The organism is Nonomuraea sp. GTA35 (genome assembly GCF_041950525.1).
In the GTDB taxonomy this organism is placed as follows: domain Bacteria; phylum Actinomycetota; class Actinomycetes; order Streptosporangiales; family Streptosporangiaceae; genus Nonomuraea.
Genome location: NZ_JBGNUV010000001.1, coordinates 724,582 through 749,299, shown reverse-complemented (window position 1 = coordinate 749,299; position 24,718 = coordinate 724,582). Strand labels below are relative to the sequence as shown.

The 24,718-nt window shown below is 73.5% G+C and carries 20 protein-coding genes; 6 read left to right on the top strand and 14 right to left on the bottom strand.

The window, feature by feature from the left end; all coding sequences use genetic code 11:
* The first annotated feature begins 92 nt into the window (after nt 1-92).
* Nucleotides 93-2,864 (top strand): AAA family ATPase, encoded by a 2,772-nt coding sequence (locus ACBJ32_RS03310; RefSeq protein ID WP_375125344.1) that lies wholly within the window; start codon nt 93-95, stop codon nt 2,862-2,864.
* Between the two features lie 65 nt (nt 2,865-2,929).
* Here the strand turns inward: ACBJ32_RS03310 and ACBJ32_RS03305 are convergent, their stop codons facing one another.
* Genes ACBJ32_RS03305 through ACBJ32_RS03280 form a run of 6 tightly spaced genes read right to left on the bottom strand, consistent with a single transcriptional unit; the run spans nt 2,930 to nt 7,832 of the window.
* A complete protein-coding gene (locus ACBJ32_RS03305; protein WP_375125343.1) occupies nt 2,930-3,169 on the bottom strand; it encodes a hypothetical protein in 240 nt (79 codons plus the stop codon).
* A gap of 14 nt (nt 3,170-3,183) precedes the next feature.
* Entirely contained in the window at nt 3,184-4,857 is a 1,674-nt protein-coding gene (locus ACBJ32_RS03300; RefSeq protein WP_375125342.1) for a sodium:solute symporter family protein, read from the bottom strand.
* A 24-nt stretch (nt 4,858-4,881) separates the two neighbouring features.
* Nucleotides 4,882-5,937, bottom strand: a complete 1,056-nt coding sequence (locus ACBJ32_RS03295) for a ferritin-like protein (protein ID WP_375125341.1) — start codon at nt 5,935-5,937, stop codon at nt 4,882-4,884.
* Nucleotides 5,938-5,967: 30 nt separating this feature from the next.
* Nucleotides 5,968-6,246, bottom strand: a complete 279-nt coding sequence (locus ACBJ32_RS03290) for a WhiB family transcriptional regulator (protein ID WP_357889157.1) — start codon at nt 6,244-6,246, stop codon at nt 5,968-5,970.
* Nucleotides 6,224-6,841: an alpha/beta fold hydrolase gene (locus ACBJ32_RS03285; protein ID WP_375125340.1), complete on the bottom strand. Its 618-nt coding sequence runs from the start codon at nt 6,839-6,841 to the stop codon at nt 6,224-6,226. Before ACBJ32_RS03285 ends, ACBJ32_RS03290 begins: the two co-directional genes overlap by 23 nt.
* Nucleotides 6,842-6,848: 7 nt before the next feature.
* Nucleotides 6,849-7,832 carry an alpha/beta hydrolase gene (locus ACBJ32_RS03280; RefSeq protein ID WP_375125339.1) on the bottom strand — a complete coding sequence of 328 codons (984 nt, stop codon included), beginning with the start codon at nt 7,830-7,832 and terminating at the stop codon, nt 6,849-6,851.
* 475 nt (nt 7,833-8,307) lie between these two features.
* Between ACBJ32_RS03280 and ACBJ32_RS03275 the strand changes: the two genes are divergently transcribed.
* Nucleotides 8,308-8,967 carry a sigma-70 family RNA polymerase sigma factor gene (locus ACBJ32_RS03275; RefSeq protein WP_375125965.1) on the top strand — a complete coding sequence of 220 codons (660 nt, stop codon included), beginning with the start codon at nt 8,308-8,310 and terminating at the stop codon, nt 8,965-8,967.
* Between the two features lie 569 nt (nt 8,968-9,536).
* On the opposite strand, the gene ACBJ32_RS03270 is transcribed toward ACBJ32_RS03275, so the two are convergent.
* From ACBJ32_RS03270 to ACBJ32_RS03245, 6 genes are all read right to left on the bottom strand, one after another.
* On the bottom strand, nt 9,537-10,253 hold the full coding sequence (locus ACBJ32_RS03270) for an alpha/beta fold hydrolase (protein WP_375125338.1): 717 nt from the start codon (nt 10,251-10,253) through the stop codon (nt 9,537-9,539).
* Nucleotides 10,250-11,995 (bottom strand): ferritin-like domain-containing protein, encoded by a 1,746-nt coding sequence (locus ACBJ32_RS03265; protein ID WP_375125337.1) that lies wholly within the window; start codon nt 11,993-11,995, stop codon nt 10,250-10,252. Before ACBJ32_RS03265 ends, ACBJ32_RS03270 begins: the two co-directional genes overlap by 4 nt.
* On the bottom strand, nt 11,985-12,989 hold the full coding sequence (locus ACBJ32_RS03260) for a class I SAM-dependent methyltransferase (protein WP_375125336.1): 1,005 nt from the start codon (nt 12,987-12,989) through the stop codon (nt 11,985-11,987). Before ACBJ32_RS03260 ends, ACBJ32_RS03265 begins: the two co-directional genes overlap by 11 nt.
* A 4-nt stretch (nt 12,990-12,993) precedes the next feature.
* Nucleotides 12,994-13,752: an SDR family oxidoreductase gene (locus ACBJ32_RS03255; RefSeq protein WP_375125335.1), complete on the bottom strand. Its 759-nt coding sequence runs from the start codon at nt 13,750-13,752 to the stop codon at nt 12,994-12,996.
* Nucleotides 13,753-13,857: 105 nt separating this feature from the next.
* Complete coding sequence (locus ACBJ32_RS03250) at nt 13,858-14,694, bottom strand: universal stress protein (RefSeq protein WP_375125334.1); 837 nt, start codon at nt 14,692-14,694, stop codon at nt 13,858-13,860.
* Between the two features lie 39 nt (nt 14,695-14,733).
* Nucleotides 14,734-16,464, bottom strand: coding sequence for an L-aspartate oxidase (locus ACBJ32_RS03245; protein WP_375125333.1), 1,731 nt, complete (start codon nt 16,462-16,464; stop codon nt 14,734-14,736).
* A gap of 151 nt (nt 16,465-16,615) precedes the next feature.
* On the opposite strand from ACBJ32_RS03245, the gene ACBJ32_RS03240 reads away from it, so the two are divergent.
* Both ACBJ32_RS03240 and ACBJ32_RS03235 read left to right on the top strand, forming a co-directional pair.
* Entirely contained in the window at nt 16,616-18,271 is a 1,656-nt protein-coding gene (locus ACBJ32_RS03240; RefSeq protein ID WP_375125332.1) for an acetolactate synthase large subunit, read from the top strand.
* 70 nt (nt 18,272-18,341) lie between these two features.
* The gene (locus tag ACBJ32_RS03235; RefSeq protein ID WP_357889189.1) at nt 18,342-19,313 is read left to right on the top strand and encodes a tyrosine-type recombinase/integrase; all 972 of its coding nucleotides are present in this window, start codon (nt 18,342-18,344) and stop codon (nt 19,311-19,313) included.
* A 217-nt stretch (nt 19,314-19,530) separates the two neighbouring features.
* Here ACBJ32_RS03235 and ACBJ32_RS03230 read toward each other — a convergent pair whose 3' ends face one another.
* Nucleotides 19,531-21,222, bottom strand: a complete 1,692-nt coding sequence (locus tag ACBJ32_RS03230; protein ID WP_375125964.1) for a SulP family inorganic anion transporter — start codon at nt 21,220-21,222, stop codon at nt 19,531-19,533.
* 237 nt (nt 21,223-21,459) lie between these two features.
* Nucleotides 21,460-22,062, bottom strand: a complete 603-nt coding sequence (locus ACBJ32_RS03225) for a TetR family transcriptional regulator (RefSeq protein ID WP_375125331.1) — start codon at nt 22,060-22,062, stop codon at nt 21,460-21,462.
* A gap of 67 nt (nt 22,063-22,129) precedes the next feature.
* Here ACBJ32_RS03225 and ACBJ32_RS03220 point away from each other — a divergent pair, with 67 nt between their 5' ends.
* Entirely contained in the window at nt 22,130-24,112 is a 1,983-nt protein-coding gene (locus ACBJ32_RS03220) for a HelD family protein (protein WP_375125330.1), read from the top strand.
* 72 nt (nt 24,113-24,184) lie between these two features.
* Entirely contained in the window at nt 24,185-24,658 is a 474-nt protein-coding gene (locus tag ACBJ32_RS03215) for a hypothetical protein (protein WP_375125329.1), read from the top strand.
* Nucleotides 24,659-24,718 lie beyond the last annotated feature (60 nt).

Here is a 24,718-nt window from a genome sequence, read left to right as displayed (position 1 = left end):
TAGGGCGGCGGGCACCCCGCCCGCCGCGTATCGCCGGCCGTCTCCTGCCTCCACCGGACAACGGGCATGCGGCCGGCAGGGAGCGGTGCCACATGGTGAGGCGGGATTCCTGGTCGCGGCTGCGTGGCCGTCAGGCCGAGTGCGAGACGCTGGACCGGCTCGTGACGACCGTGCAGGGCGGCCACAGCTCGGTGCTGGTGGTGCGCGGCGAGGCCGGCATCGGCAAGACGGCGCTGCTGGAGTACGCGCGCGCCGCGGCCTCGGGCTGCCGGATCGCCAGGGCGGCGGGCGTCGAGTCGGAGATGGAGCTGGCCTTCGGCGGGCTGCACCAGCTCTGCGCCCCGTTCCTGGACGACCTGCGCCGCCTGCCGCAACCGCAGCGCCAGGCGCTCGCGACGGCGTTCGGCCTGAGCGCGGGAGCCGCGCCGGACCGGTTCCTGGTCGGGCTGGCGGCGCTCAGCCTGCTCGCCGACGTGGCCGACAGGGAGCCGCTGATCTGCCTGGTCGATGACGCCCAGTGGCTCGACCGGGTCTCGGTGCAGACGCTCGCCTTCGTGGCGCGGCGCCTGCTCGCCGAGCGGATCGGGCTGGTGTTCGCGGTGCGCCGGCCCTCGCTCGAACCGGAGCTGAGAGGGCTTGCGCAGCTCCAGGTGGGGCGGTTGAGCGACAGCGACTCCCGCGCCCTGCTCGACTCCGTGACGCCCGGCCGGCTGGACGAGCGGGTGCGGGATCGGATCGTGGCCGAGGCGCAGGGCAACCCGCTGGCCCTGCTGGAGCTGCCTCGCGGGTTGACGCCCGCCGAGCTGGCGGGCGGGTTCGGCCGGCCGGACGCCCGGGCGGCGGGCGGCCAGATCGAGCAGAGCCTGCTGCGGCAGGTCCGGGCGCTGCCCGCTGAGACGCAGCGGTTGCTGCTGATCGCGGCGGCCGAGCCGGTGGGCGACGTGACCCTGCTGGGCCGCGCCGCGGAGCTGCTGGGCGTCGAGCCGGTCGCCGCGGCGCCGGCTGAGGAGGCGGGCCTGATCACCGTCGGGACCCGGGTGCGGTTCCGCCATCCCCTGGTGCGTTCGGTGGTCTACGGCTCGGCGGCCCCGCGCGAGCGGCAGGAGGTGCACCGCGCGCTGGCCGACGCGACCGATCCCCGGTCGGATCCCGACCGCCGGGCGTGGCATCTGGCCGGCGCCTCCGCCGGCCCCGACGAGGCGGTGGCCGCCGAGCTCGAACGCTCCGCCGGCCGGGCCCAGGCCCGCGGCGGGGTCGCGGCGGCGGCCGCCTTCCTGGAGCGGGCGGCCGAGCTCACCCCCGACCCCGCCCGCCGCGGCGCCAGGGCGCTGGCGGCGGCCCGGGCCAAGTACCAGGCCGGCGGGTACGACGCCGCGCGCGGCCTCCTGGACGCGGCCGAGCTCACCCCGCTCGACGAGCACCAGCTCGCCCGGGCCGGCCTGCTGCGCGGCCAGATCATGTTCGCATCCAGGAGCGCGGGCGCCGCCCTGCCGCTGCTGCTCAGGGCCGCCAGGCGGCTGCAGCCGCTGGACGCGCGGCTGGCCCAGGAGACCTACCGCGACGCGCTCGACGCGGCTCTGACCATCGACCGCCTGCCGAGCGGCGCCCGGCTGCCGGATGTCGCCCGGGCGGCGCTCGCCGCGCCGCCCGGGCCGCCGCCGGAGCGCAACCACCTGCTCCTGCACGGCCTGGCCGTGATGACCACCGAGGGGTACGCGGCCGGCGTGCCCATGGTGCGGCAGGCCCTGGACGCCTTCCAGGCCGAAGGCGTCTCGCCGGAGGAGGGCCTGGGCTGGCTCCCGCTCGCCTCCCGCATGGCGTTCAACGTCTGGGACTTCGACGGCAACACGGTGCTCTCGACGCGGCTGGTCGATCTGGCCCGCGAGAGGGGGGCGCTGTCGGTGCTGCCGTCGGCGCTCCTGCAGCTCGTGTCGAACCGGGTGCTGGCCGGTGAGCTCCGCTACGCGGACACGCTGATCGCCGAGGCGCAGGAGATCGGCGAGGCGACGGACAGCCGTTTCCTGGCCCACTACGTCGCGATGATGATCGAGCCGTGGCGGGGCAGGGAGGCCGCGACGCTGGAGGCGATCGAGGCGATCGGCCGGGACGCGGACCTCCACCAGGGGCAGGGCAAGATGCTGACCGCCGGCCAGTGGGCCGGCGCGGTGCTCTACAACGGTCACGGCCGGCACGAGGAGGCGTACGCCGCGGCCGAGCGGGGCGCCGCGAACCTCCAGGAGCTGGGCCTGGCCATCAGGTCCGCGGTGGAGCTGGTGGAGTCGGCGTCCCGTACGGGACGGCAGGCCCGCGCCGCCGAGGCCGCCAGGACGCTCGACGGGATGGCGCAGGCCAGCGGCACCGACTGGGCCCTCGGCACCTCGGCCATGGCGCGTGCCCAGGTGAGCGGCGGGCCGGCCGCCGACGCCCTGTACCGCGAGGCGATCGAGCGGCTCGGCCGCACCGGGGTCCAGGTCACCTACGCGCGCTCCCGGCTGCTCTACGGCGAATGGCTGCGCCGGGAGAACCGCCGGGCGGAGGCGCGCGAGCAGCTCGCTGCCGCGTACGAGGTCCTCGGCAGGATCGGGGTCGAGGCGTTCGCCGAACGCGCCCGGCGGGAGCTGGAGGCCACCGGCGAGACCGTGCGCAGGCGTCCCGCCGAGGCGGGTGACACGCTCACGGCCCAGGAGACCCAGATCGCCCGCCTGGCCGGTGCGGGGCTGACGAACTCCGAGATCGGCGCGCGGCTCTTCATCAGCCCGCACACCGTCGAGTGGCACCTGCGCAAGGTCTTCGCCAAGCTCGGCGTGGCCTCCCGCAGGCAGTTGCGCACCGCGCTGCTGGAGGTTCCCCGGGCCACGGCCTGAGCCCGGCCGCCCCGGAGGCGGCCGCCGGCGGGTGAACGTGGCCGGACGTCGCGTCCGCCCGAGCGTCATTCGACGAGGACGGGGCGCAGGCGTGCCGAGATCGCGAAGGCGGCGGCGAGGACCAGCATGCCGACGCCGGCCCACAGGTTGGCGTTCACGTCGCCGGTCTTGGCCCGGTCCGCGGCGGTGTCCACGACGAGCCCCATGACGGTCAGGACGGCGCCGTAGAAGCCGATGAGCCCGGCGATGACGACGCGGATGTCGAACGCGCCGGGCTTGCGGGGTGCGGGCTGGTCGTCGGTCATGTGCCGGTTCCCTTTCATCGGAAGATCACGTTGAGGGCGGTGACGAGCACCAGGGAGATGCCCGCCAGCTTGGCCGGCGCCCGGTACCAGGGCAGCCGGGTGGCGGCCGGGTCGGTGCGCCGGGCCTTGGGCGTCTCGGCGTAGACGAGCCCGGTCAGCTCGCCGGCCGGTTTCGGCGCGGTGACCAGGCTGACCAGGATGCTGACCGTGATGTCGGTGACGAACGCGACGCCCGCGGAGACGAAGGCCGCTCCCTGCCCGGGCAGCGAGATGAGGCCGGTCTCGTTGGCCAGCCACACGGCGATCGCGCCCAGCGTGCCGGACGCCAGGCCCACCCAGCCGGCGGTCGCGGTCATGCGCTTCCAGAAGATGCCGAGGATGAAGGTGGCGAACAGCGGGGCGTTGAAGAAGCCGAACAGGGTCTGCAGGTAGGTCATCAGGTTGCCGTAGCCGGCGGCGATGAACGCGGTGCCGATGGCCAGCACCGTCGCGCCGACCGTGGCCCACCGGCCGACCTTCAGGTAGTAGCCGTCGGAGCGGCCCTTGACCACGTACTGCTGCCACAGGTCGTAGCTGAAGACGGTGTTGAAGGCGGAGATGTTGGCCGCCATGCCGGCCATGAACGCGGCCAGCAGTCCGGTCAGCGCGAGGCCGAGCAGCCCCGTGGGCAGCGTGTCGCGGATGAGCAGCAGGATCGAGTCGTTGTAGGTGACCCCGGCGGCCGGGTCGCCGGCCTTGAGCCGCATCACCTCGGGCACCAGCACCCCGGCGATCATGCCGGGGATGACGACGATGAACGGGATGAACATCTTCGGGAACGAGGCGATGATCGGGGTGCTGCGCGCGGCCGTCATCGAGCTGGTGGCCATGGCCCGCTGGACCTCGACGAAGTTGGTCGTCCAGTAGCCGAAGGAGAGCACGAAACCCAGCCCGAACACGATGCCGACCACGGACAGGACCGGGTTGGCGAACCCGGCCAGCTCGGTGCCCGGCCAGGAGCTGAGCTCCTGGGCACCGCCGCCCGTGGCGTTGCGCACCCGGTCGATCAGGCCGCCGACGCCGCCGACGCGGTGCAGCCCGATGAGGGTGAGCGGCAGCAGCGCGGCGACGATGACGAAGAACTGCAGCACCTCGTTGTAGATGGCGGCCGACAGCCCGCCCAGGGTGATGTAGCTGAGCACGATCACGGCGGCGAGGATCAGGGCCACCCACAGCGGCCAGCCGAGCAACCCGTTGACCACGGTGGCCAGCAGGAACAGGTTGATCCCCGCGATCAGCACCTGGGCGAGCGCGAAGGTGATCGCGTTGACCAGGTGCGCGCCGGGGCCGAAGCGGCGGCGCATGAACTCCGGGACGCTGCGCACCTTGGAGCCGTAGTAGAAGGGCATCATCACGATGCCCAGGAACAACATGGCCGGGACGGCGCCGATCCAGTAGTAGTGCATGGTCGGCATGCCGTACTCGGCGCCGTTGGCCGACATCCCGATGACCTCGACGGCGCCCAGGTTGGCCGAGATGAAGGCCAGCCCGGTGATCCAGGCCGGCAGCGACCGCCCCGACAGCAGGAAGTCGAGGCTGCTGGAGACCCGCCGGCGCGCGGCCACCCCGACCAGCAGGACGACGGCGAAGTAGACGAAGATCAGCGCGTAGTCGACGAGTCCTGCGCCGATCCTCAAGGGGTTGTCCACGAGGGTTTCTTCCTTTCCGGACGCTTACGGGCGCGACTCCGGCGGCACGTAGTCGAAGGTGGGGCCGGCCACGGTGCCGTCCCCGTCGGGCAGCGACATCAGGGCGGCGGCCTGGCCCTTGAGCGCGAACATGGTGCCGACGGCGGTGCCGAGCAGTTTCGGGTCGCCGTCGAAGGCCTGCTCCAGCTGGTTCAGCAGGGTGCAGTAGGTGCGGTTGAACTCCTCCTGCGCCGTGCGGACGGCGCTGCCGGGGGCGTGGTCGGACAGCCGCGGGTTGGGCCGCATCGGGCGGACGGCGGACAGGTTCACCGAGATCCGCTCGCCGGTGGGGCCGGAGCGCGGGGTGTCGCCGCGCTGGTAGCGGCGCCCCAGCTTGAGCTCCTGGAGGCGGTAGTAGTGGGCGACCTCGTCCCGTTCGGGGTGGAAGATGTCCTGGTCGCCGTCCCAGACCTGGCCCCTGGCCGTGCCCTCGCCCTGCTCGACGATCTCCTCCAGCGCTCCCAGCGCCGACTCCAGGTCCTCCACCGCGAACAGGTTGCCCGCGGTGTGCCGGAAGTGGGTGCCGGCCACCTGGCGGGCGGGGTCGCCGCAGAAGACCTCCCGCTCGCCGAGCTGCTCGCACAGGTCGCGCAGCCCCTGCTCGATCGCGTCGTAGAACTGCCCGATCGTCTCGTAGCCGTCGCCTTCCGCCGGTGCGCCGGGCGGCGCCGGCTGTTCCAGGCGCAGGAACATCTCCAGCGCCGCGGGCCCGAACGGGAGCAGCGACAGCTCCAGGGAGCTGTGCGGCAGCCGCCGGGGATGGGGCGGCAGCATCCCCGGGAAGTCCAGGCGCGGCCGGCCGCCGACGGCGTTGAGCAGGTTCGCGGCCAGCGCCAGGTGCAGCATCTCCTCGGCGAAGACGCTGCCCACCACCTCCACCGCCTCGGGGTTGCGCTCCGGGTCCAGCGAGTACAGCGCGCACAGGTACGGCGGCAGCGTCGCCTGTTCCAGCTCGATCGCCCACTGCAGGTGCTCGCGGAGGTTGTCGAGGGTGTCGACCCGGGCGGGCCCGGGGGCGGCGACGCTTTCCAGGTTCTTCATCGGTGTCCTGTTCCTTGTCAATGGGATGGGTCAGGCCGTGGCCGGCCCCTGGCGGGTCCGGATCCGGCGGCGCTCCTCGGGGGTGGTGCCGCCCCACATGCCGTCCGGTTCGCCGGTGCGCAGCGCCCAGTCGAGGCAGATCGCCTGGACGGGGCAGCTCCGGCAGATGCGCCGTGCCTGCTCCTGGTCCTGTCCGGCATGGTCGTCCCAGGTGATCGGGAAGAACAGGCCGGGGTCCGCGTCCTGGCAGGCGGCGCGGGCGGTCCAGCGCAGAGGTGATCGGGGCTCATGAATCTGCTGGACGGTCATGGTCTCCGCCTCGTAATGACGGGTGGCGCTGCCAGTGCTCCTCGAGGGCGATCGCGACCCGCTGCGGTCGCTGCAGCAGCGGCCAGTGGTTGCAGTCGACGAACTTGACCACGCGGATGCTGTCCTTCATCGGCGCGTCCACCTGCCGCACCATCTCCTCGGCCAGGCCGGCCGGGACCTCGAAACCGGCGACCAGGTCGGCCGCGAAGCCTTGCGGGGTCAGCTCGGCCATGAAGCGGTCGCCCTCCACCTGGTCCTGCCAGATCCTGGCCAGCGGGTGCCACGCGTAGCGGGCGCTGATCGGGCCGTTGCCGCCCGCCCAGGTGCGTACCAGGTCGGGGCGCAGGGACGCGACCCGGGCCGTGAGGATGCAGCCCCAGTCGTGGCCGACCAGGTCGACCGGCTCCCCGACCCCCTCCAGGCGGTCGATCAGCCAGTCGGCGTACTCCTCCTTGGTGCTGCCGAAGCCGTCGGGGCGGGGGGCGCCGAAGCCTGGCAGGTCCCACGCCTCCACGTCGGTACGCTCCAGGTGCCGGCGCACGCCCGCCCAGACGCGGTGGGTGTCGGGTACGCCGTGGATGAGGATCGCGGGCACGGCGGCGTCACTTCCGCGCGCGGCCGGCGTCGTCGAGGTCGTCCCCGGCGCGCAGCGCGGCCTTGAGCACCTCGATGGCCTGGGCGGTGGCGGCGCGCGCGGCGCAGGTGTCGCGCACGGGGTTGAGCATCATGAAGTCGTGCAGCGTGCCGTTGTACCGGACGCTGGTGGTCGGCACGCCGGCGGCCGTGAGGCGGCGGGCGTAGGCCTCGCCCTCGTCGCGCAGCACGTCGTTCTCGTCGACGGCGACGAACGCGGGCGGCAGCCCCGCCAGGTCCTCCAGCGTGGCGCGCAGCGGGGAGGCGGTGATCTCGGCGCGCTGGGCGGGGTCGGTGGTGTAGGCGTCCCAGAACCAGGCCATCGCCCTGGCGGTCAGGTGGGGGCCGTCGGCGAACTCGCGGTAGCTGCCGGTGTCCTGGCCGGCGTCGGTGACCGGGTAGTACAGCGACTGGTGCACGAAACGCACGTCGCCCCGCTGCTTCGCCATGATCGTCAGCGCCGCGGTCATGTTCCCGCCGACGGAGTCGCCCGCCACGGCCAGCCTGGCCGCGTCCAGGCCCTCCCCCGCGCCCTCCTTGGTGATCCACTGGGCGGTCGCGTACGCCTGCTCGATCGCCACCGGGTAGCGCGCCTCGGGCGAGCGGTCGTACTCCACGAACACCACCGCCGCGCCCGTCCCGACGGCCAGCTCCCGCACCAGCCGGTCATGGGTGCCCGCGTTGCCCAGCACCCAGCCGCCACCGTGCACGTAGAGCACGGCAGGCAGCACGCCCGCGGCGCCGGGGGGCCTGACGATCCGGACCCGCACGTCACCGACCCCGGCCGGCACGATGATCCACTTCTCGTCCACGTCCGGCATGGCCACCGGGCCGGACTGCACGCCGTCCAGCAGCCTGCGGGCGCCTTCCGTGCCGAGCTCGTACACGAACGGGGGCTTGGCCGCCGCCTCCGCGAACTCCTGCGCCGCCGGCTCCAGAACGTAGTCGCTCATGATCTTCCTCTCGCTGGGGACCGGCCCCTCGGCCGGTCCTCGCCACCTTGGACCGGACGGCGGCCACGGTTCGTGACACCGGGCCGGGGGAAGGAAACGGCCAGGCGGCAGCCCTGGGACTGCTCCGGCGGCACGGTCTTGCCGATTCCCGCCTCAGCGCCCAGGATGAGCACCGAGCTCGTGGCCGCCCCGCACCGCCGCCACGGGCCGGCCCGGGCTCCCGCACCAGGCCCGCCGCGCGAGACCGGGGCCCCAGGGGTTCCTCCCCTGGCCCGGCAGGCGTCCTGACCAGGCGATTCCTCGGTCACCAGCCGGTGGCCCCGCGCTCCCCCCGGGCCCCCTGGGGGCCCCGGGGTACCCGGGCCAGGGTGCCGACCACGGGGTTCCCAGGGCGCGATGGAGGGGTCCGGACAGCGACCGTGATCGCAGTGGCATCCGCCGGATGCCTGCTGTGAACGGAGTTGAGACCGTGACCATGAACCTGTTGGAGTCGTGCAGAGACCACGGCGAGCAGATCGGCGACCGGCCGGTCGGCGGGTGGGACGGAGCCGCCGCCACGTTCGTCAGCGCCGCACCCCGGCTCTACGCGATCGGTCTGCGCGTCCTGCAGGACGTGGGCGAGGCCGAGGACGTGGTGCAGGAGACGTGGCTGCGCTGGTCCCGCGCCAACCGCTCGATCGTCGTCAGCCCGGCCGCGTTCCTCGCGCTGACCACCACGAGGCTGGCCATCAACGTCACCCAGTCCGCCCGCAAGCGCCGTGAGACCTCCGCCGGGCCCTGGCTTCCCGAGACGCCGGACCACTCGGTCAGCCCCGAGACGGCGGCCGAGCGGCACGAGGCGGTCGACAGCGCGATCAGGCTGCTGCTGGAGAGGCTGACGCCCGCCGAGCGAGCGGTCTACCTCCTGCGGATCGCCTTCGACTACCCCTACCGCCAGATCGGCGAGATCCTCCACCTGACCGAGGACCACACGCGGCAGCTCCTGCGGCGCGCCCGCCAGCACCTCGACACCGGGCGCAGCCACCCGGTGAGCGCCACCGCGCATCAGCGCCTCGTACGGACGTTCCTCACCGCCTCGCAGACCGGCGGCCTCGCCGACCTGGAAGGGCTGCTCGCCGCCGACGTCGCCCGCTAGCGACGTCGGCGCCTGGCGGCCGCCCGCCTCGTGGCGGCGGCCGGCGACACGCACGCGGCCCCGATCGGCCGCGACCACGGCTGCCACGCCCGCCCAGGGCCTCGCGAGCGGCAGCGGCAGGACCACGGCACGTCCCAGAGCCGCGACGGGGAGACGACAGGCTCCAGGACGACCAGCAGAGACGCCCCCACAGCAGCGCGGCCCAGACCGGCGCATGCACCCCCCACAGCAGCGCCACCTGGCCCAGTCCAGCGCATACACCCCCCACAGCAGCGCCACCCAGCCCGGCCCAGCGCATGCACCCCTACAGCAGCGCGGCCCAGGGCCACTGACGACGCCGCGACCGCGTGCCCGGCGCCGGGAGCCGCCTGGGCCCGGAGACGCCGAAGTGGCCGTACCCCCACTGGCAGGACCGATGACGGCGCGGTCATGGAAACCCTCTGCCGCCGGTCCGAGGAAGTACGGCCACCCACCCACCAGGCCAGCGCTTGCGATCCGGGACAGCGCTGCCCGCGCACAGCGGTACGCGGCCCGCGGCTCTGTCCCGCCGCGGGCCGCGTACCGCCGGATCAGCCGCCCGCGTGGCGGACGGCTTCCAGGATGGTCTCCGTCACGGCGCCGGGCTGGGAGGCGGCGAGCGCGTGGGAGGCGCCGGGGATCTCCCGGGTGCCGCGCGAGCCGGCACGCTCGGCCATGAAGCGCAGCGCCTCCGCCGGGATGTTGAGGTCGCGCTCGCCGTGCACGAACCAGGACGGGATGGTGCGCCAGGCGGGCTCCTCCGCCGGCTCGTCCCGCAGCGCCCGCTCGGTCACCGGCCGCTGGGTCGCGGCCATCAGCGCGGCCTCGCCGGCGTCCAGGTCAGCGCAGAACTGGTGGTGGAACTTGCCGGGGTCGATGCGGAACTCGTTGCCCCCGGACGCGAGCGGGTAGGCGACCAGCGCGTCGCCCAGGGTGCTGCCCTCGAACTTCGCCGACAGCAGGAAGGCACTCTCGCCCTGCTCGGGGGCGAAGGCGGCGACGTAGACCAGGGCCCGCACGGCGGCGTCACCGGCCGCCGCCCGGCTGATCACCATGCCGCCGTAGGAGTGGCCGGCCAGGACGACGGGCCGCCCGAGGCCGGCGATCACGTCGCGCACGTACGCGGCGTCGCCCTCGACGTCGCGCAGCGGGTTGGCCACCGCGACCGCCTCCAGCCCATGGCCGTGCAGGCGCTCGATGACCCGGTTCCAGGATGCCGATTCCGCGAAGGCGCCGTGCACCAGCACGACGACGGGCTGCTCGGTCATGAGGTCGTTCCTTCTCTCGTGGTGGGGTTGGTGATCGGGGAGGGCTCCTCACGGAAGCCGATCTCCCGGTGGGTGCCGTCGCACAGCGGCTTGTTGCCGGAATGGCCGCAGCGGCACAGCGTCATCCGGTTGCGGGTCTCCAGCGGACGTCCGTCCGACCGCATGACCGGCACCTTGCCGGTGACCCAGAGCGCGCCGGCCAGCCCGTCCTCCTCCTCCAGGACCGAGACGGCCTGCGGGAGGTCGGGCTCGATCGTCTCGCCGCCGCGTTCGAGCGCGTAGCTGTAGGAGCCCGACGGGCAGTGGTCGATGCGGCCCATGACGTTCGAGCGCACGTCGCTGTCGCCGGTGTCGGCCAGCATGGCGGCGATCGGCCTGGTGCGGCCGATGCAGAAGGCGGCGTGGATGCACAGCTCGCCCACCCGTTGCGCCGAGATGCCGACCCCGTCGTGCACGTGCTGCAACTCCTGGTACGGGCGCATGACCGGGCTCTCCGTGCCGTCGAACCCGATCAAAGCGTGCGTCCCGTCGCAGAACGGCTTGGCGCCCGAGTGGCCGCACCGGCACAGCGCGTAGGTCTCCTCGGTCTCCAGCGGCTCGCCGGTCTGCCAGGTGAGCGCGTCGTTCCCGGAGGAGACGATCTTCCGCTTGCGCCGCAGCGGGACGCCGCCGTACACGATGTACGGGCCGTCGCGCAGGACGACGATGCGCCGCTCGTCGCCGACGCTCCACCGGCGGCGTTCCGGCGCCACGTAACCGAAGGTGGGGCCGGCGCCCGCCTCCATCAGCGCCAGGGCCTGGGCCTTGAGCGCGTACATGGTGCCGGTGGCGACCGCGAGCAGCCTCGGGTTGCCGTTGAACGCCCGCTCCAGCAGGTGCAGGACGGCGCAGTAGGTGTGGTCGAACTCCTCCTGGGCCCTGCGGGTCGCGCTGCCGGGCTCGGCCGGCCGCGGGTTGGGCGGCATCGGGCGCACGCCGGCCGGATCGACCAGGATCGGCTCGCCGGTGGGGCCGGTCTCCGGGGTGTCGCCGCGCTGGTAGCGCCGGCCGGACCTCAGCTCCTGGAACCGGTAGTAGTGGGCGACCTCATCCCGTTCCGGGTGGAAGACGTCCTTGTCGCCGTCCCAGACCTCGCCGTGGGAGTTGCCCTCGCCCTGCTCGACGATCTCCTCCAGCGCCGCGAGCGCCGACTTCAGGTCGTGGACCGAGACGAGCCGGCCGGCGGTGTGCCGGAAGTGGCCGGCGTGCACCTGGCGGGCCGGGTCGCCGGAGAAGACCTCCCGCTCGCCGAGCCGGTCGCACAGGTGGCGCAGCCCCTGCTCGATCGCGGCGTAGAACTGGCCGATCGTCTCGTAGTCGTCGCCCTCCGGCGCGGCGCCCGGCGGTGCGGGCCGTTCGAGGCGCAGGAACATCTCCAGCGCTTCCGCGCCGAAGGGGACCAGCGACAGCTCCAGGGCCCTGTCGCCGTGAGGCAGTCGCCGCGGATGGGGCGGGAGCATCCGCGGCGAGTCCAGGAGCGGCCGGCCGCCGACGGCGTTCAGCAGGTTCGCGGCCAGCGCCAGGTGCAGCATCTCCTCGACGAAGACGCTGCCCACGATGTCGGCGGCCTCCGGGTTGCGGTCCCGGTCCAGCGAGTACAGCGCGCACAGGTACGGCGGCAGCGTCGCGTGCTCCAGCTCGATCGCCCACTGCAGGTGCTCGCGCAGGCTGTCGAGCGTGTCGATGCGCGCCTCACGCGACATGGTCGTCCGGCCGCGCGCCGTCCTCCAGCACCTCGACCGCGTCGAGCAGGCCCCGCAGGCCGATCTCCTCGCGTTCGGCGTCCGTCGGGTCGAACAGCCACTCGGTGACCGGCAGGCCGGCGGCCTCCTCCGGGCGGCTGGCCTCGACCAGGGCCACCTCCGCCTCGACCTCGACCTCCAGCTCGTGCAGGAAGTCGTCCTCGCCGGTGTTCATCGTTCCTCCATACGGGGCTCGGGTGGATGTCCGGCTGACCGCGTGGATCAGTCGCACGCTGATCTCGCCGGACGCGAACAGGTGGGTGAAGCGCTCACCCTGGTGGGCCGCCAGCGCGTAGGCCGGGTCGGCCCGGTGCCGGGTCGCGACGACCGCCGCCACCTGCTCGGCCCGTCGCGACCACGACAGCGGCGCCCGGCCGGGCCGGCCTGCCTGCTCGACGAGCTCGAACCCGGCGCCGGCGAGCAGCGTGCGCAGCTCGGGCTGGGTCGGGAAGTGGTTGCCGTCCGGAGCGGGCAGCGTGCGCCGGCCCCGGGCGACGACCACCAGCAGCCCCAGCGAGGCGCCGGGCCTCAGCACCCGGTGGATCTCCCTGAGCACCGCGGCCTTGTCCCGCACGGTGCACAACATTCCCAGGCACCAGGCGGCGTCGGCCGATCCCGTACGCAGCGGGATCCGCCGGCCGTCCCCCGCGATGACCGGCAGCCCGAACAGCCGGGCGGCGGCACGGCCCGCGGCCGGCATCGGTTCCAGCAGGATCGGCCGGACCCCGAACCGTTCGGCGGCCCAGGCCGCCGGCCCGCCCGCGCCGGCGCCCACGTCCAGCAGCGTCATGCCCGGGGACAGCTCGCACGCCTCGGCCAGCCAGGCCAGCGCGGCCGGGCTCGCGCTGCCGCGGCAGGTGGCCGGGATGGCGTGCCGCCGTCCGAGTTGCTCGACGGCCTCGGCGGTCCACCCGGCGACCTCGTCGAACTCGGCCACCATCGCCGGTGCGGTCACGGACCTACTTGCCCGTGCCGGAGCGGTCGAGCCAGTCGCGGTAGGTGATCGTGCCCAGCACGGCGCTGTCGTCGAGCGGGACCAGCGACCGCTCGCTCACCTCGCTGCCGAAGTAGCGCGCGTGCGGGTCGGTGACGACCTCGCGGGGGTCGCCCCAGGCGGCCAGCGCCTTGCGGAAGAACTCGTCCATCCGGTACTGCTGGGGCCCGGCGATCTCGACCCTGCCGTTCAGCGGCGTGCCGACCGCGGTCCTGCCGACCGCCTGGGCCACGTCGTCGCCCGCGATCGGCTGGAAGAGCACCGGCGCGATGTGCACCTTGCCGTCCACGGTGGCCTCGTCGGCGATGCCGCGGGCGAACTCGAAGAACTGGGTCGAGTGCACCAGCGAGAACGGGACCCCCGACTTCTCGATCAGCTGCTCCTGGGCGATCTTCGCCGCGAAGTAGCCGTTCTCGGGCATCCGCTCCGTGCCCACGATCGACACCGCGACGTGGTGGCCCACGCCCGCCGCCTTCTCGGCCGCCAGCAGGTTGCCCGTGGAGGTCTCGAAGAACTTCAGCACCGCGGCCCGCTCGAACGACGGCGAGTTCGACACGTCGACGACCACCTGCGCGCCTGCCAGCGCCTCGGCCAGGCCCTCCCCGGTCAGGGTGTTCACGCCGGTGTTCGGCGAGGCCGCGACCGCCTCGTGACCGTGCTCGCCCAGCTTCGCCACCAGCTTCGACCCGATCAGGCCGGTCCCGCCGATCACCACGATCTTCATGCGTATTCCCCTCTGTCCGCCGGGTCACCTCGTTGCCACCCGGTCGCCAGCTAAGACCGGACAGCCCCGCGCGCTCGTGACGGCTGCCGGGAAATTTCTCGGGGCCTATTCGCCTCCACCGGCCGGCGCGCCGACCCGGATGATCGCCACCGGGCAGCCGGCGTGGTGCAGGACGTTCTGGCTGACCGAGCCGTGCAGCAGTGCGCTGAGCTCGTGGCGGTGGTGCGAGCCGACCACGAGCAGGGACGCCTGCTCGGCGGCGTGCGTCAGCGCCTTGCCCGGGCGCCCGGCCAGGGTCTCCTGGTCGATCGTGACCGTGGGGAAACGCTCCCGCCACCGGGCCAGGTCCTCCTCCGGCAGGGGCGGGCGGTTCCGGTCCGCCGGTCCTCGCGTGCCGGCGTGCACCAGCATCAGGGGGTCGGCGGTCCTGGCGGCGTGCGCGCAGGCGAAGGCGAGCAGGTCCTCGCTCTCGCCGGGGCCGGCGATGCCCACCACCACGGGCCCGTCCGGCCGGGCGGAGCCGCGTACGACGACGAGGGGGCAGGCGGCCTCGGCCGCGAGCCGGGCGCCCACCGAGCCCAGCAGCAGGCCGCCGACCTCGCCGAGCCCGCGGCTGCCCACGACGAGCAGCTCCGCCTGCCGCGAGTGGTGCAGCAGCGCGGCCACCGGCTCGCCCTCCGGCAGCGCGGTCGTCACCTCGGCCTCGGGCGCGACCTCCCGGGCGCGGGCCCGCGCCGTTTCCAGGACGCGTTCGGCGGCGTGCTGGAGGCCGCCTTCCGGCGGCGCTCCCGGGGCGGGCCCCAGGGGCACGTTGAGCAGGGGCCAGATGAAGGCGTGCACGATCTGCAGCGGCCGCCGCCGGCGTGCGGCCTCGGCGGCGGCCCACTCCACGGCCCGCAGGCCGTCCTCGGAGTCGTCCACGCCTACGGTCACAGGGGTCATCGCGGTCGTTCCTTTCCCAGTTGCGTTGTCGGTCACCGGCTACTCGACGAGCTTCCCGGCGGTCGAGACCTCGCGCATCAGCGCCGCGATCTCGGCGGGAACCGGCGGGATCGCCTCGCGTTCCACCGCTCCCGGGCCGGACCACACGAGGTTGACCCGCAGCGCGGGGTCGAGCCTCGGGTGGTCGGAGCGGTTGTGGCAGCCGCGGGTCTCGCGCCGCTCCAGCGCGGTCTCGATCGTGGCGCGCGCGGCGAGCGCCGCCGACTTCAGGTCGAAGGCGTGCGCCAGGTCCTGGAAGCCGGCCAGGTCCGGGTGCACGCCCACGTCGGCGATGCGCGCCTCCACGGCGGCCAGCTCGTCCAGGCCCTTCAGCAGGCCGCTCTCGTCGCGTACGACGCCGGCGTGCTCGGTCATGATGTCGCGCAGGGCGCGTTGCAGCGCCCGCACGTTCTCGGGGCCGTCGGCGGCCAGGAGCTCGTCCACCTCCGCCCGTGCCGCCCCGACCGCCTCGGCCGAGCGGCGCTGGGCCTCCAGGCCCGCGGAGTGCTCGGCCGCCGCCTGCCCGGCGATGCGGCCGTAGACCAGCAGCTCGATGAGCGAGTTGCCGCCGAGCCGGTTGGCGCCGTGCAGGCCGCTGGCCGCCTCCCCGATCGCGTACAGGCCGTCGACCCCGGTGCCGTGGTCCTCGGGCCGCACCCAGACGCCGCCCATCGAATAGTGCGCGGTCGGCGCGATCTCGATCGGCTGCCTGGTGATGTCGAGCATCTGCAGCTCCAGCAGCGTCTGGTAGACGCGGGGCAACCGCGTCATGATCGTCTCGCGTGGCAGGTGCGACACGTCCAGCCAGACGCCGCCGGCCGGGGTGCCGCGCCCCTCCTTGATCTCGGTGTACGCGGCCAGCGCGACGCGATCCCGCGTGGACAGCTCCATCCGCTCCGGGTCGTACCGCGCCATGAAGCGCTCTCCGAGCCCGTTGCGCAGGTGCCCGCCCTCGCCCCTGGCCGCTTCCGAGACGAGCGTGCCGGCCGCGCTCTCGGGCGCGATGAGGCCCGACGGGTGGAACTGCACCAGCTCGGCGTCCCTGATGCGGCAGCCGGCCAGGACCGCCAGGCGGAAGGAGTCGCCGGTGTTCTCGTCGCGCCGCGAGGAGGTGCGCCGCCAGATCCGGGTGTGCCCGCCGGTGGCGAGGATCACCGCGTCGGCGTGGATGACGTACCGGCTGCCGTCGGTCAGGTCGAACCCGTACGCGCCGAAGACCGCGCCGTCGCGGACCAGCAGGCGCGTGACGTACACGGTGTCGAGGACGGGGATCTCGAGCTGGGCCGCCCGGTTGATCAGGGTGCGCTGGATCTCCAGCCCGGTGTAGTCGCCGGCGTAGGCGGTGCGCCGGTAGCTGTGGGCGCCGAAGAAGCGCAGGGAGATCCGCCCGTCCGCCTCCCGCGCGAACGGCATCCCGTACCGCTCCAGGTCCTCGATCCCGCGCGCCGCCCCCTCGGTGACGATGCGCACGGTCTCCGGATGGGCGAGCAGGTAGCTCTCCTTGAGGGTGTCCGCCGCGTGCTGCTGCCAGCTGTCCTCGGGATCCATCGTGGCCAGCGCCGCGTTGATGCCGCCCGCCGCGAGCGTCGTGTGCGCGTCCGCCTTCGGCCGCTTGCCCACGGCCAGCACGCCGACCCCGCGCTCGGCGAGCTCGATCGCGGCCCGCAGTCCCGCCCCTCCCGTGCCGATCACCAGGACTGGCGTGGCGATCCGGTTCTCCAGCGCATGCATCTCGTGTTCCTTCTGACCCGCGTCGGCGATAGCACTTCGGGAAGCAAGACCGGATGGCGGCGCGATTCGTGACGGCTTCGCCGTCCTGGAATGAATGTCACCCCTTCCGTGCTCCACCGAGTGCAGTCGTTCATGGAAGAAGGCGTTTCGCATGGCAGCGCAGGCCGACGCGGCCCGGCTCATCGTGCAGGCTCTGGAGGCGGAGGGCGTCGAGTACGTCTTCGGCATCCCGGGCGAGGAGAACATCCACTTCGTCGACGCGCTCAAGGACTCCTCGATCCGTTACGTGCTCGTCCGCCACGAGCAGGGCGCGGCGTTCATGGCGGAGATCTACGGCAGGCTGACCGGCAAGGCGGGCGTGGCGTCGGCCACGCTCGGGCCAGGGGCGATCAACCTGCAGCTCGGCGTGGCCGACGCCACCACCAACAGCACGCCGGTGGTGGCGATCACGGCGCAGGTCGGGCTCGACCGCATCTACAAGGAGTCGCACCAGGTGGTGGACCTGGTGTCGCTGTTCCGTCCGATCACCAAGTGGTCGGAGCTGGCCCCCTCGGCGCGGGCGCTGCCCGAGCTGATCCGCAAGGCGTTCAAGACCGCCCAGACCGAACGGCCGGGCGCCGTCTACCTGGCCATCCCCGAGGACGTCGAGTCCGCGCCCGTCCCCGGCGACCTGCGCCCGCTGCCGGTGAACGTCGTCCGCCCCCAGGACCCCTCCCCCGCCCAGATCGCCCGCGCCGCCGACATCCTGGCCACCGCGCGCAGGCCGATCGTGCTGGCCGGTCACGGCGCGACCCGGGCGGGGGCGGCGCAGGCGCTCGTCCGGTTCTCCGAGCGGCTGGGACTGCCGGTGGCGACCACGTTCAACGGCAAGGGGGTCTTCCCCGACGACCACCGGCACGCGCTGGGCGCGGTGGGTTTCATGCGGCACGACTACGTGAACTTCGGCTTCGACGAGGCCGACGTGCTGATCAGCGTCGGGTACGAGCTGCAGGAGTTCGACCCGGTCAAGATCAACCCGGAGCGGGACAAGAAGATCGTCCACATTCACCGGTTCCCCGCCGAGGTGGACGACCACTACCCGGTGGCGGTCGGCGTGCACGGGGACATCTCGCGGTCGCTGCACGTGCTGGCGGACTCCGTGCACCGGCGGTTCGAGATCAACGGCACCGGCGAGAAGATCCGCCGCATGCTGCGGGAGGAGCTGGAGCAGGGCCGGGCCGAGGACGGGTTCCCGCTGTCGCCGCGGCGGGTGGTGGCCGACATCCGCGCGGCCATGGGGCGCGAGGACATCGTGCTGGCCGACACGGGCGCGGTGAAGATGTGGATGGCCCGCATGTATCCGACCTACGAGCCGAACACGATGCTGGTCTCCAACGGGCTGTCGTCGATGGGGTTCTCCGTGCCGGGCGCGCTGGCGGCCAAGCTCGCGTATCCGCGGCGGCGGGTGCTGGCCGCCACGGGCGACGGGGCGTTCCTGATGAACTCGCAGGAGCTGGAGACGGCCGTGCGGGAACGCATCCCGTTCGTGGTGCTGGTGTGGGTGGACGGCGCGTACGGGCTGATCGAGTGGAAGATGGACCTGGAGCTGGGACGAAACTCCAACGTGGCGTTCGGCAACCCCGACTTCGTCAAGTACGCGGAGAGCTTCGGGGCGCGCGGCTACCGGATCGGCAGCGCGCAGGAGTTGCTGCCGACGCTGCGCAAGGCGCTGGCCGAGGACGTGGTGTCGGTGATCGCGGTGCCGGTGGACTACTCCGCGAACCTGGAGCTGACCGACAAGCTGGGCGAGCTGACCGGGCCCTTCTGAGCGGCCCCCGACGCGACCTGTCCGAGCGGCGGCCTGGGCGGGCTCGCCCGGTCCTTCTAAGATCGTGGGGGTGAGCCTGCCTGCCGTGTCCATGCCGGGAGCGCTGCCGGTCGAGCCGGCGCGCGACCCGTACCACGTCTATCTCGACTCCCTGACCAGCCCCGAGTCGCGGCGCACGATGCGCGGCTGCCTCGATCGGCTGGCCCGGCTGCTGACCGGTGACGACAGCGCGACGGGGGCGGGGCAGCCGTGGCACCTGCTGCGGTACGAGCACACCGTGCGGATCCGTACGATGCTCACCGACCAGGGCTGGTCGGCGGCGTACGTGAACAAGCACCTGGTGGCGCTGCGCCGGGTGCTGAAGGAGGCGTGGCGGCTGGGCCAGACCAGCGCCGAGGACCTCGCCCGCGCCTCCGACCTGGCCCCGGTGCGGCAGAGCCGCCTGCCCGCGGGGCATCACGTGCCGCCCGAGGTGGTGGGTGCGGCGCTGTCGGCGTGCGACGACTCGCCCGCCGGGGTGCGCGACGCGGCGCTGATCGCCGTTCTGTACTCGACCGGCTGCCGCCGTGCCGAGCTCGGCGGGCTGACGCTGGCCGACTACGATCCGGGGTCGCGGTCGCTGCGGGTGCGCGGCAAGCGTGACAAGGAGCGGCTGGTCTACCTGACGACGGACGCGATCGGGCTGGTGGAGCGGTGGCTGGCGGTGCGCGGCGGCGTGCCGGGGGCGCTGTTCAGCCCGATCAGCAAGGCGGGGCGGCTGCGTACGCGTGACGGGCGGCCGGTGGGGCTGACCGGGCAGGGCATCGCCGACATCCTGACCCGGCGCTTCGGGGAGGCTGGGGCGGCGCGGCGCACGGCGCACGACTTCCGCCGTACGTTCATCGGCGAGCTGCTGGACGCCGGGGTGGACCTGGCGACGGCGCAGGCCCTCGTGGGGCACGCCTCGCCGGCCACCACGGCCCGCTACGACCGCCGCCCGGAGCGCACCCGCCGGGAGGCCGTCGACCGCCTCCGCCTCCCGGCCGCCCGTCCTCTCGCCTGACCGTCCGGCCCGGCGACACCGCCTCACCAGGCGCCCCTCGCCTGACCGTCCGGTCCGGTGCCATCGCCTGACCAGGCGTCCTTCGCCTGGCGGCCCGACCTCCGAGGCCGTCGCGTCGGCGGTGCCTCGGCGAGGGGCGGTGGGAGGGGGCCGTGCGGTGGGTGGTGCCGCTCCGGCGCGGGCGGGTGGCCGGGCCGGAGCGGTTCGCCTGCGGGGGTCAGCCCGCCAGGCGGGGCACGATGCCGGAGCTGTGCAGGCGCTCGCGGGCGGCCTCGATGGCCTCGTCGGTCGTGGCGAACACCTGACCGGCCTGGTCCAGCCGGGCGATCACCCCGAGCGCCTCCAGCGGCTGGTGGTGCCCGTCGGGGATGCCCGACACGTACACCATGATTCCTCGCCCTTCGAGCCGTTCGATGGTGTCGGCGAGCACCTTGGCCCCGCTGGCGTCGATGGTGGTGACCAGGCGCATGCGCAGCACCACCACGGACACGCCGGTCACCTCTGACAGATCCATCAGGAGCCGGTGGGCGGCGGCGAAGAACAGCGGCCCGTCCAGCCGGTAGGTGACGATGTGCTCGGCGAGCAGGGCGTGCTCGTCCTCGGTGTGCTGCGGCTGCAGGTCGTGGCGGAGCGGCTCCCGGTAGAAGCGCACGTTCCGCGCGATCGCCCGCAGCGCCAGCGCCCCCGCGACGACCAGGCCGAGGATGACGGCCACAACGGTGTCGAGCGTCAGCGTGGCGACGGCGGTCAGCACGAGCACCGCCGCGTCGCTCCTGGTCGAGCGCCACATGGCGCGTACGGAGTCGCGCTCGACCATGCGGATGGAGGTCGCCAGCAGCACCCCGGCCAGGGCCGCGAGCGGGATCTTGGACACCAGCCCGGCGGCGGTGTAGACGATGGCGCCCAGGATCAGCGCGTGGGACAGCGCCGCGAGCCGGGAGGTCGCCCCGGAGCGGACGTTGACGGCGGTCCTGACGATGGCACCGGTGCCGGGCATGCCGCCGAACATCGGGGTGACGAGGTTGGCGATGCCCTGGCCGAACAGCTCCCTGTCGGGGTCGTGCCGGTGCCGTCCGGTCATGTTGTCGGCCACGGTGGCCGACAGCAGCGATTCCAGCGAGGCCAGCGCGGCCACCGCGATGGCGGGGGCGATGAGGGACGGCAGCGCGTCGAGGTCGAGGAAGGCCAGCGACGGTGCGGGCAGCCCCTGCGGCAGGTGGCCGATCCTGGCCAGCGGCAGCTCGGCCAGCTCCGCGACGACGGTGGCGACGACCACGGCCAGCAGCGAGAACGGCACGTTCGGCCGCAGGCTCGCGCCCACCAGCAGCGCCGCCGCCACGATGAAGGTGACCGACATGGCCCACCAGTGCGGCCTGGCGAGGAAGTCGATGACGGCGTGCCAGGCCACGACCGCGACCTTGTCGCTGTCGTGCGGGGGGACGCCGAGCGCGTGCGGGATCTGCTGCATTCCGATCACGCCGGCCATGCCGACGGTGAAGCCGGCGACGACGGGCGCGGGGACCAGGGACATGTAACGTCCGGCCCGCGCCAGGGCGAGCATGACGAGCAGCGTTCCGGCCAGCAGCCCGACGGTGAGCACGCCGGTGGCGCCGTGCTCGCTCATGATGGGCATGAGCACGACGGTCATCGCGCCGCTGGTGCCCGACACCTGCAGCGCCGAGCCGCCGAACAGCGCGGCCAGCGATCCGGCGACCACCGCGGTGGCCAGGCCGGCGGCGGCGCCGAGGCCGGAGGAGACGCCGAATCCGAGTGCCAGCGGCAGCGCGACGATCGCCACCGTCAGGCCGGCCAGGAGGTTGTTGCGGGGCTGGTGGCGCATGGCGGCCAGCGCGGCCCGTTCGGGCAGCACCGACCGGATGTGTCCCCAGCCCGCGGCGATCACGCCCATCACGTTGTGTCACCGATCGAGTCGGTACGGTGACCGTGCATACACATGAAAGGTCCGTTCACCACCACTCCTTCTAGGTAAAGACAACCCCGACTTGTCCCAAATTGCATAAATTTGCAATTCGTTAAGAGGTTGTCAGGATAACAACTTCACCCCCTCCCACCTGCTTAAACTCCCTTGATCATGCGATATTCGCCACGCGTGAAATCGGGCCAATGTTTGGAAAGCGCGATGGAATCAGGCGGGCAGCATGGCGAAACCCTGCTCCGCCGCGCGCACAGCCTCCGCCTCGACCTCGGCGATCGGCCGCCCGCCCGCCAGCAGTTGCCAGTTGCGCCGGGCCAGCACCCGCTGCGTGGCCACCACCTGCCCGGCCAGCAGCCGTGCCGTGAGCTCGTCGGCCGTCTCCGCGAGCGCCTCGGCCAGGGCCTCCTCGTCCCGCGCCATGTGCTGGTGCAGCCGCGCCAGCAGGCTGGGCGCGCCGGAGAACACCATGCGGTGGTAGGCCACCACCTCGGGTTCGTCGTTGAGCCCGGTGACCGGGTCGTGCCGGGCCAGGCCGTCGAGGAAGTGGCGGCGCAGCGCCCGCACCGGCCGCTCCCCCGCGGCCCGCTCCCGCACCACCCGGGCCGACTCGCCGAGGTGGTCGGCGATCCGGTGCAGGACGAGGTCCTCCTTGGTCGCGAAGTACTTGAACAGTGTCGGCTTGGACACCCCGGCCGCCGCCGCGACCTCCGCGACGGACACCTCGTCGAAGCCGCGCTCCAGGAAGAGCGTGATGGCCGCGGTGGAGATGGCCTCGTGCACGCGCCGCCGTTGCAGCTCCCGCAGTCCCGTCATGAGCACACTCTAGCAAAGTGTTAACCTGGTTAAGTTCTTAACCGAGTTAACACTTCTGGGAGGTGTGATGGCCACGCTCGACGACGAGCGGGAGTACGTCGAACGCTGCAGGGCCGGCCTGCGCAGGATGCTGGAGGGCGCGCGGGACAACGTCATCGTCGGTGAGACCGTGGCCGGCGACCGCTACAGCGCCGAACGCCTGGGCCGGCACCTCAAGAGCCTGGCCAAGGAGCTGAGCGAGGAGCCCGAGGGCCCGCCGTTCTTCGGGCGGCTGGACTTCGGCCCGGGCTCCGCCGAGCACGCGGGACGGGCGTACCACATCGGCCGCCGGCACATCAGCGGCGAGCACGGCGGCCCGCCCGTGGTGATCGACTGGCGCGCGCCGGTCTCGCGGGCCTTCTACCGGGCCGGCGCCCGCGACCCGCAGGGCGTCGACGTGCGCCGCCGTTTCGGCTGGTCGGGCACCACCCTCACCGGCTTCGAGGACGAGCGGCTCTCGCGCGGCGAGGAGGGCGAGAGCAGGATCCTCGCCGCCGAGATCGAGCGCCCCCGCGTCGGCCCCATGCGCGACATCGTCGCCACCATCCAGCCCGAGCAGGACGACCTCGTCCGCGCCGAGCTGGACACCTCGATCTGCGTGCAGGGCGCCCCCGGCACCGGCAAGACGGCGGTCGGCCTGCACCGGGCCGCGTACCTGCTCTACGCCCACCGCCAGCGCCTCCAGCGCGCCGGCGTGCTCGTGCTCGGCCCCAACCGGGCCTTCCTGGACTACATCTCGGCGGTGCTGCCGGCGCTCGGCGAGGTGGACGTCGAGCAGACGACGCTGGAGCGGCTGCTGGCCACCGTCCCCGTCACGGCGGCGGACGACGAGGCGACAGCCGTGATCAAGCACGACGCCCGCATGGCGCAGGTGCTGCGCGCGGCCCTGTACGGGCGGATCGCCAAGCCGGTCGAGCCGGTCGCGGTGCCCGACGGCTCCTACCGGTGGCGGGTGCGGGAGGACGAGCTGCGCCGCGTCGTGGACGACACCCGGCGCGAGTCCCTCCCCTACGGCACCGGCCGCGAACGCGTCAGGGCACGGGTGGTCGAGTCCGTCCGCCGCCAGGCGGAGGCTCGAGGGCAGACGGCCAGCGCGGCCTGGCTGCGCAAGATCGGCCGCGGCGTCACCCCGTGGCTCGACCAGGTCTGGCCGGCCGTCAAGCCGGAGGAGGTCCTGTACGAGCTGCTGCGCGGCCCCGCGCCGGACGGCCGCGACCCGGCGCGCGGCCTGCTGACGGACGCCGAGAGGGCGGCCCTGACCTGGAGCAAGCCGCCGCGCAGCGCCAAGAGCGCGAAGTGGTCGGCGGCCGACCTGGTGCTGCTGGACGAGCTCGGCTCGCTGATCGAGCGCCCGCGCGGCTACGGGCACGTGATCGTGGACGAGGCCCAGGACCTGTCGCCGATGGAGTGCCGCGCGGTGGCCAGGCGCAGCGAGCACGGCTCGCTGACCGTGCTCGGCGACCTGGCGCAGGGCACCACGCCGTGGGCGGCCACGTCCTGGCCGGAGCGCCTGGAGCTGCTCGGCAAGCCCGGCGGCGAGGTCATCGCGCTCACCACCGGGTTCCGCGTCCCTGCGGCCGTGGTGGAGCTGGCCAACACGCTGCTGGCGGCGCTGGAGGTGGAGGTGCCCGCGACGCGCTCGTACCGCTCCGACGGGCGGCTGCGGGTGACGGAGGTGCCCGTGCTCGAGAAGGGGGTGGTCGAGGCGGCGCGCGAGGCGTTCGGGTTCGAGGGCTCGATCGGGGTGATCACGGCGGACGCCGGCGTGGAGGCGATCACCGCCGCGCTGTGGAACGAGGGCCTCGACGTGAGCGGCCGGCTCAGCGTCGTGCCGGCCTCGATGTGCAAGGGCCTGGAGTACGACCACGTCGTCGTGGCCGAGCCGGCGGCCATCGCCGAGGCAGAGCGGCGCGGGCTCAACCGCCTGTACGTCGCCCTGACCCGCGCCGTCTCCCGTCTCGACGTCGTGCACGCGCGGCCCCTTCCGCCGCAGCTCGCCCGCCCATCCTGAGATGGGCACCTGCCTCGACAAGGGCCTCTCGTCCGTTGTGTGATGTGTGCACCCTCCGAGAGGAGCCCGCGCGTGTCCTCCTCACCCGACTCCCTCGACCCGTCCGACGGGAGCAAGCCGACCCCCGCAGGCGGCACGCCCGACCGGAACGACCCGGCCGCCACAGACAGCGCATCCGACCGGAGCGACCCGCTCACCGCGAGCGGCGCGCCCGACCGGAGCAACCGGCCCGGCGCCGGCGACGCGGCCCGACGCGGCGACGCCGCCGAGCCCGAGGACGCGGATGACCGGCCGCATCGGACCACGACGCCGACGTCGCGGGTGCCGAGGGCGCCGCGGGTGCTGGATCAGGTCCCGTCGGTCATCGGGTTCGTCTGCGGCGCGGTGGCCGTGCTCTACCTGCCGGTCCTGTTCGGCCTGGCGGGGGTCGTGCTGGGCGTCGTGGGGCATGCCCGCGGCGAGCCCCTGGGCCGGTGGGCCGCCATCGCCGCGGGCACGGGGATGTTGCTCGGCACGCTGCTCAGCATCCTGCTCACCCCGAGCTGAGCCCTCAGGCGGTGGCCGGCACTGGGCCGGGGCGGCCGCGCGGGGAGGTACGGCTGCCGC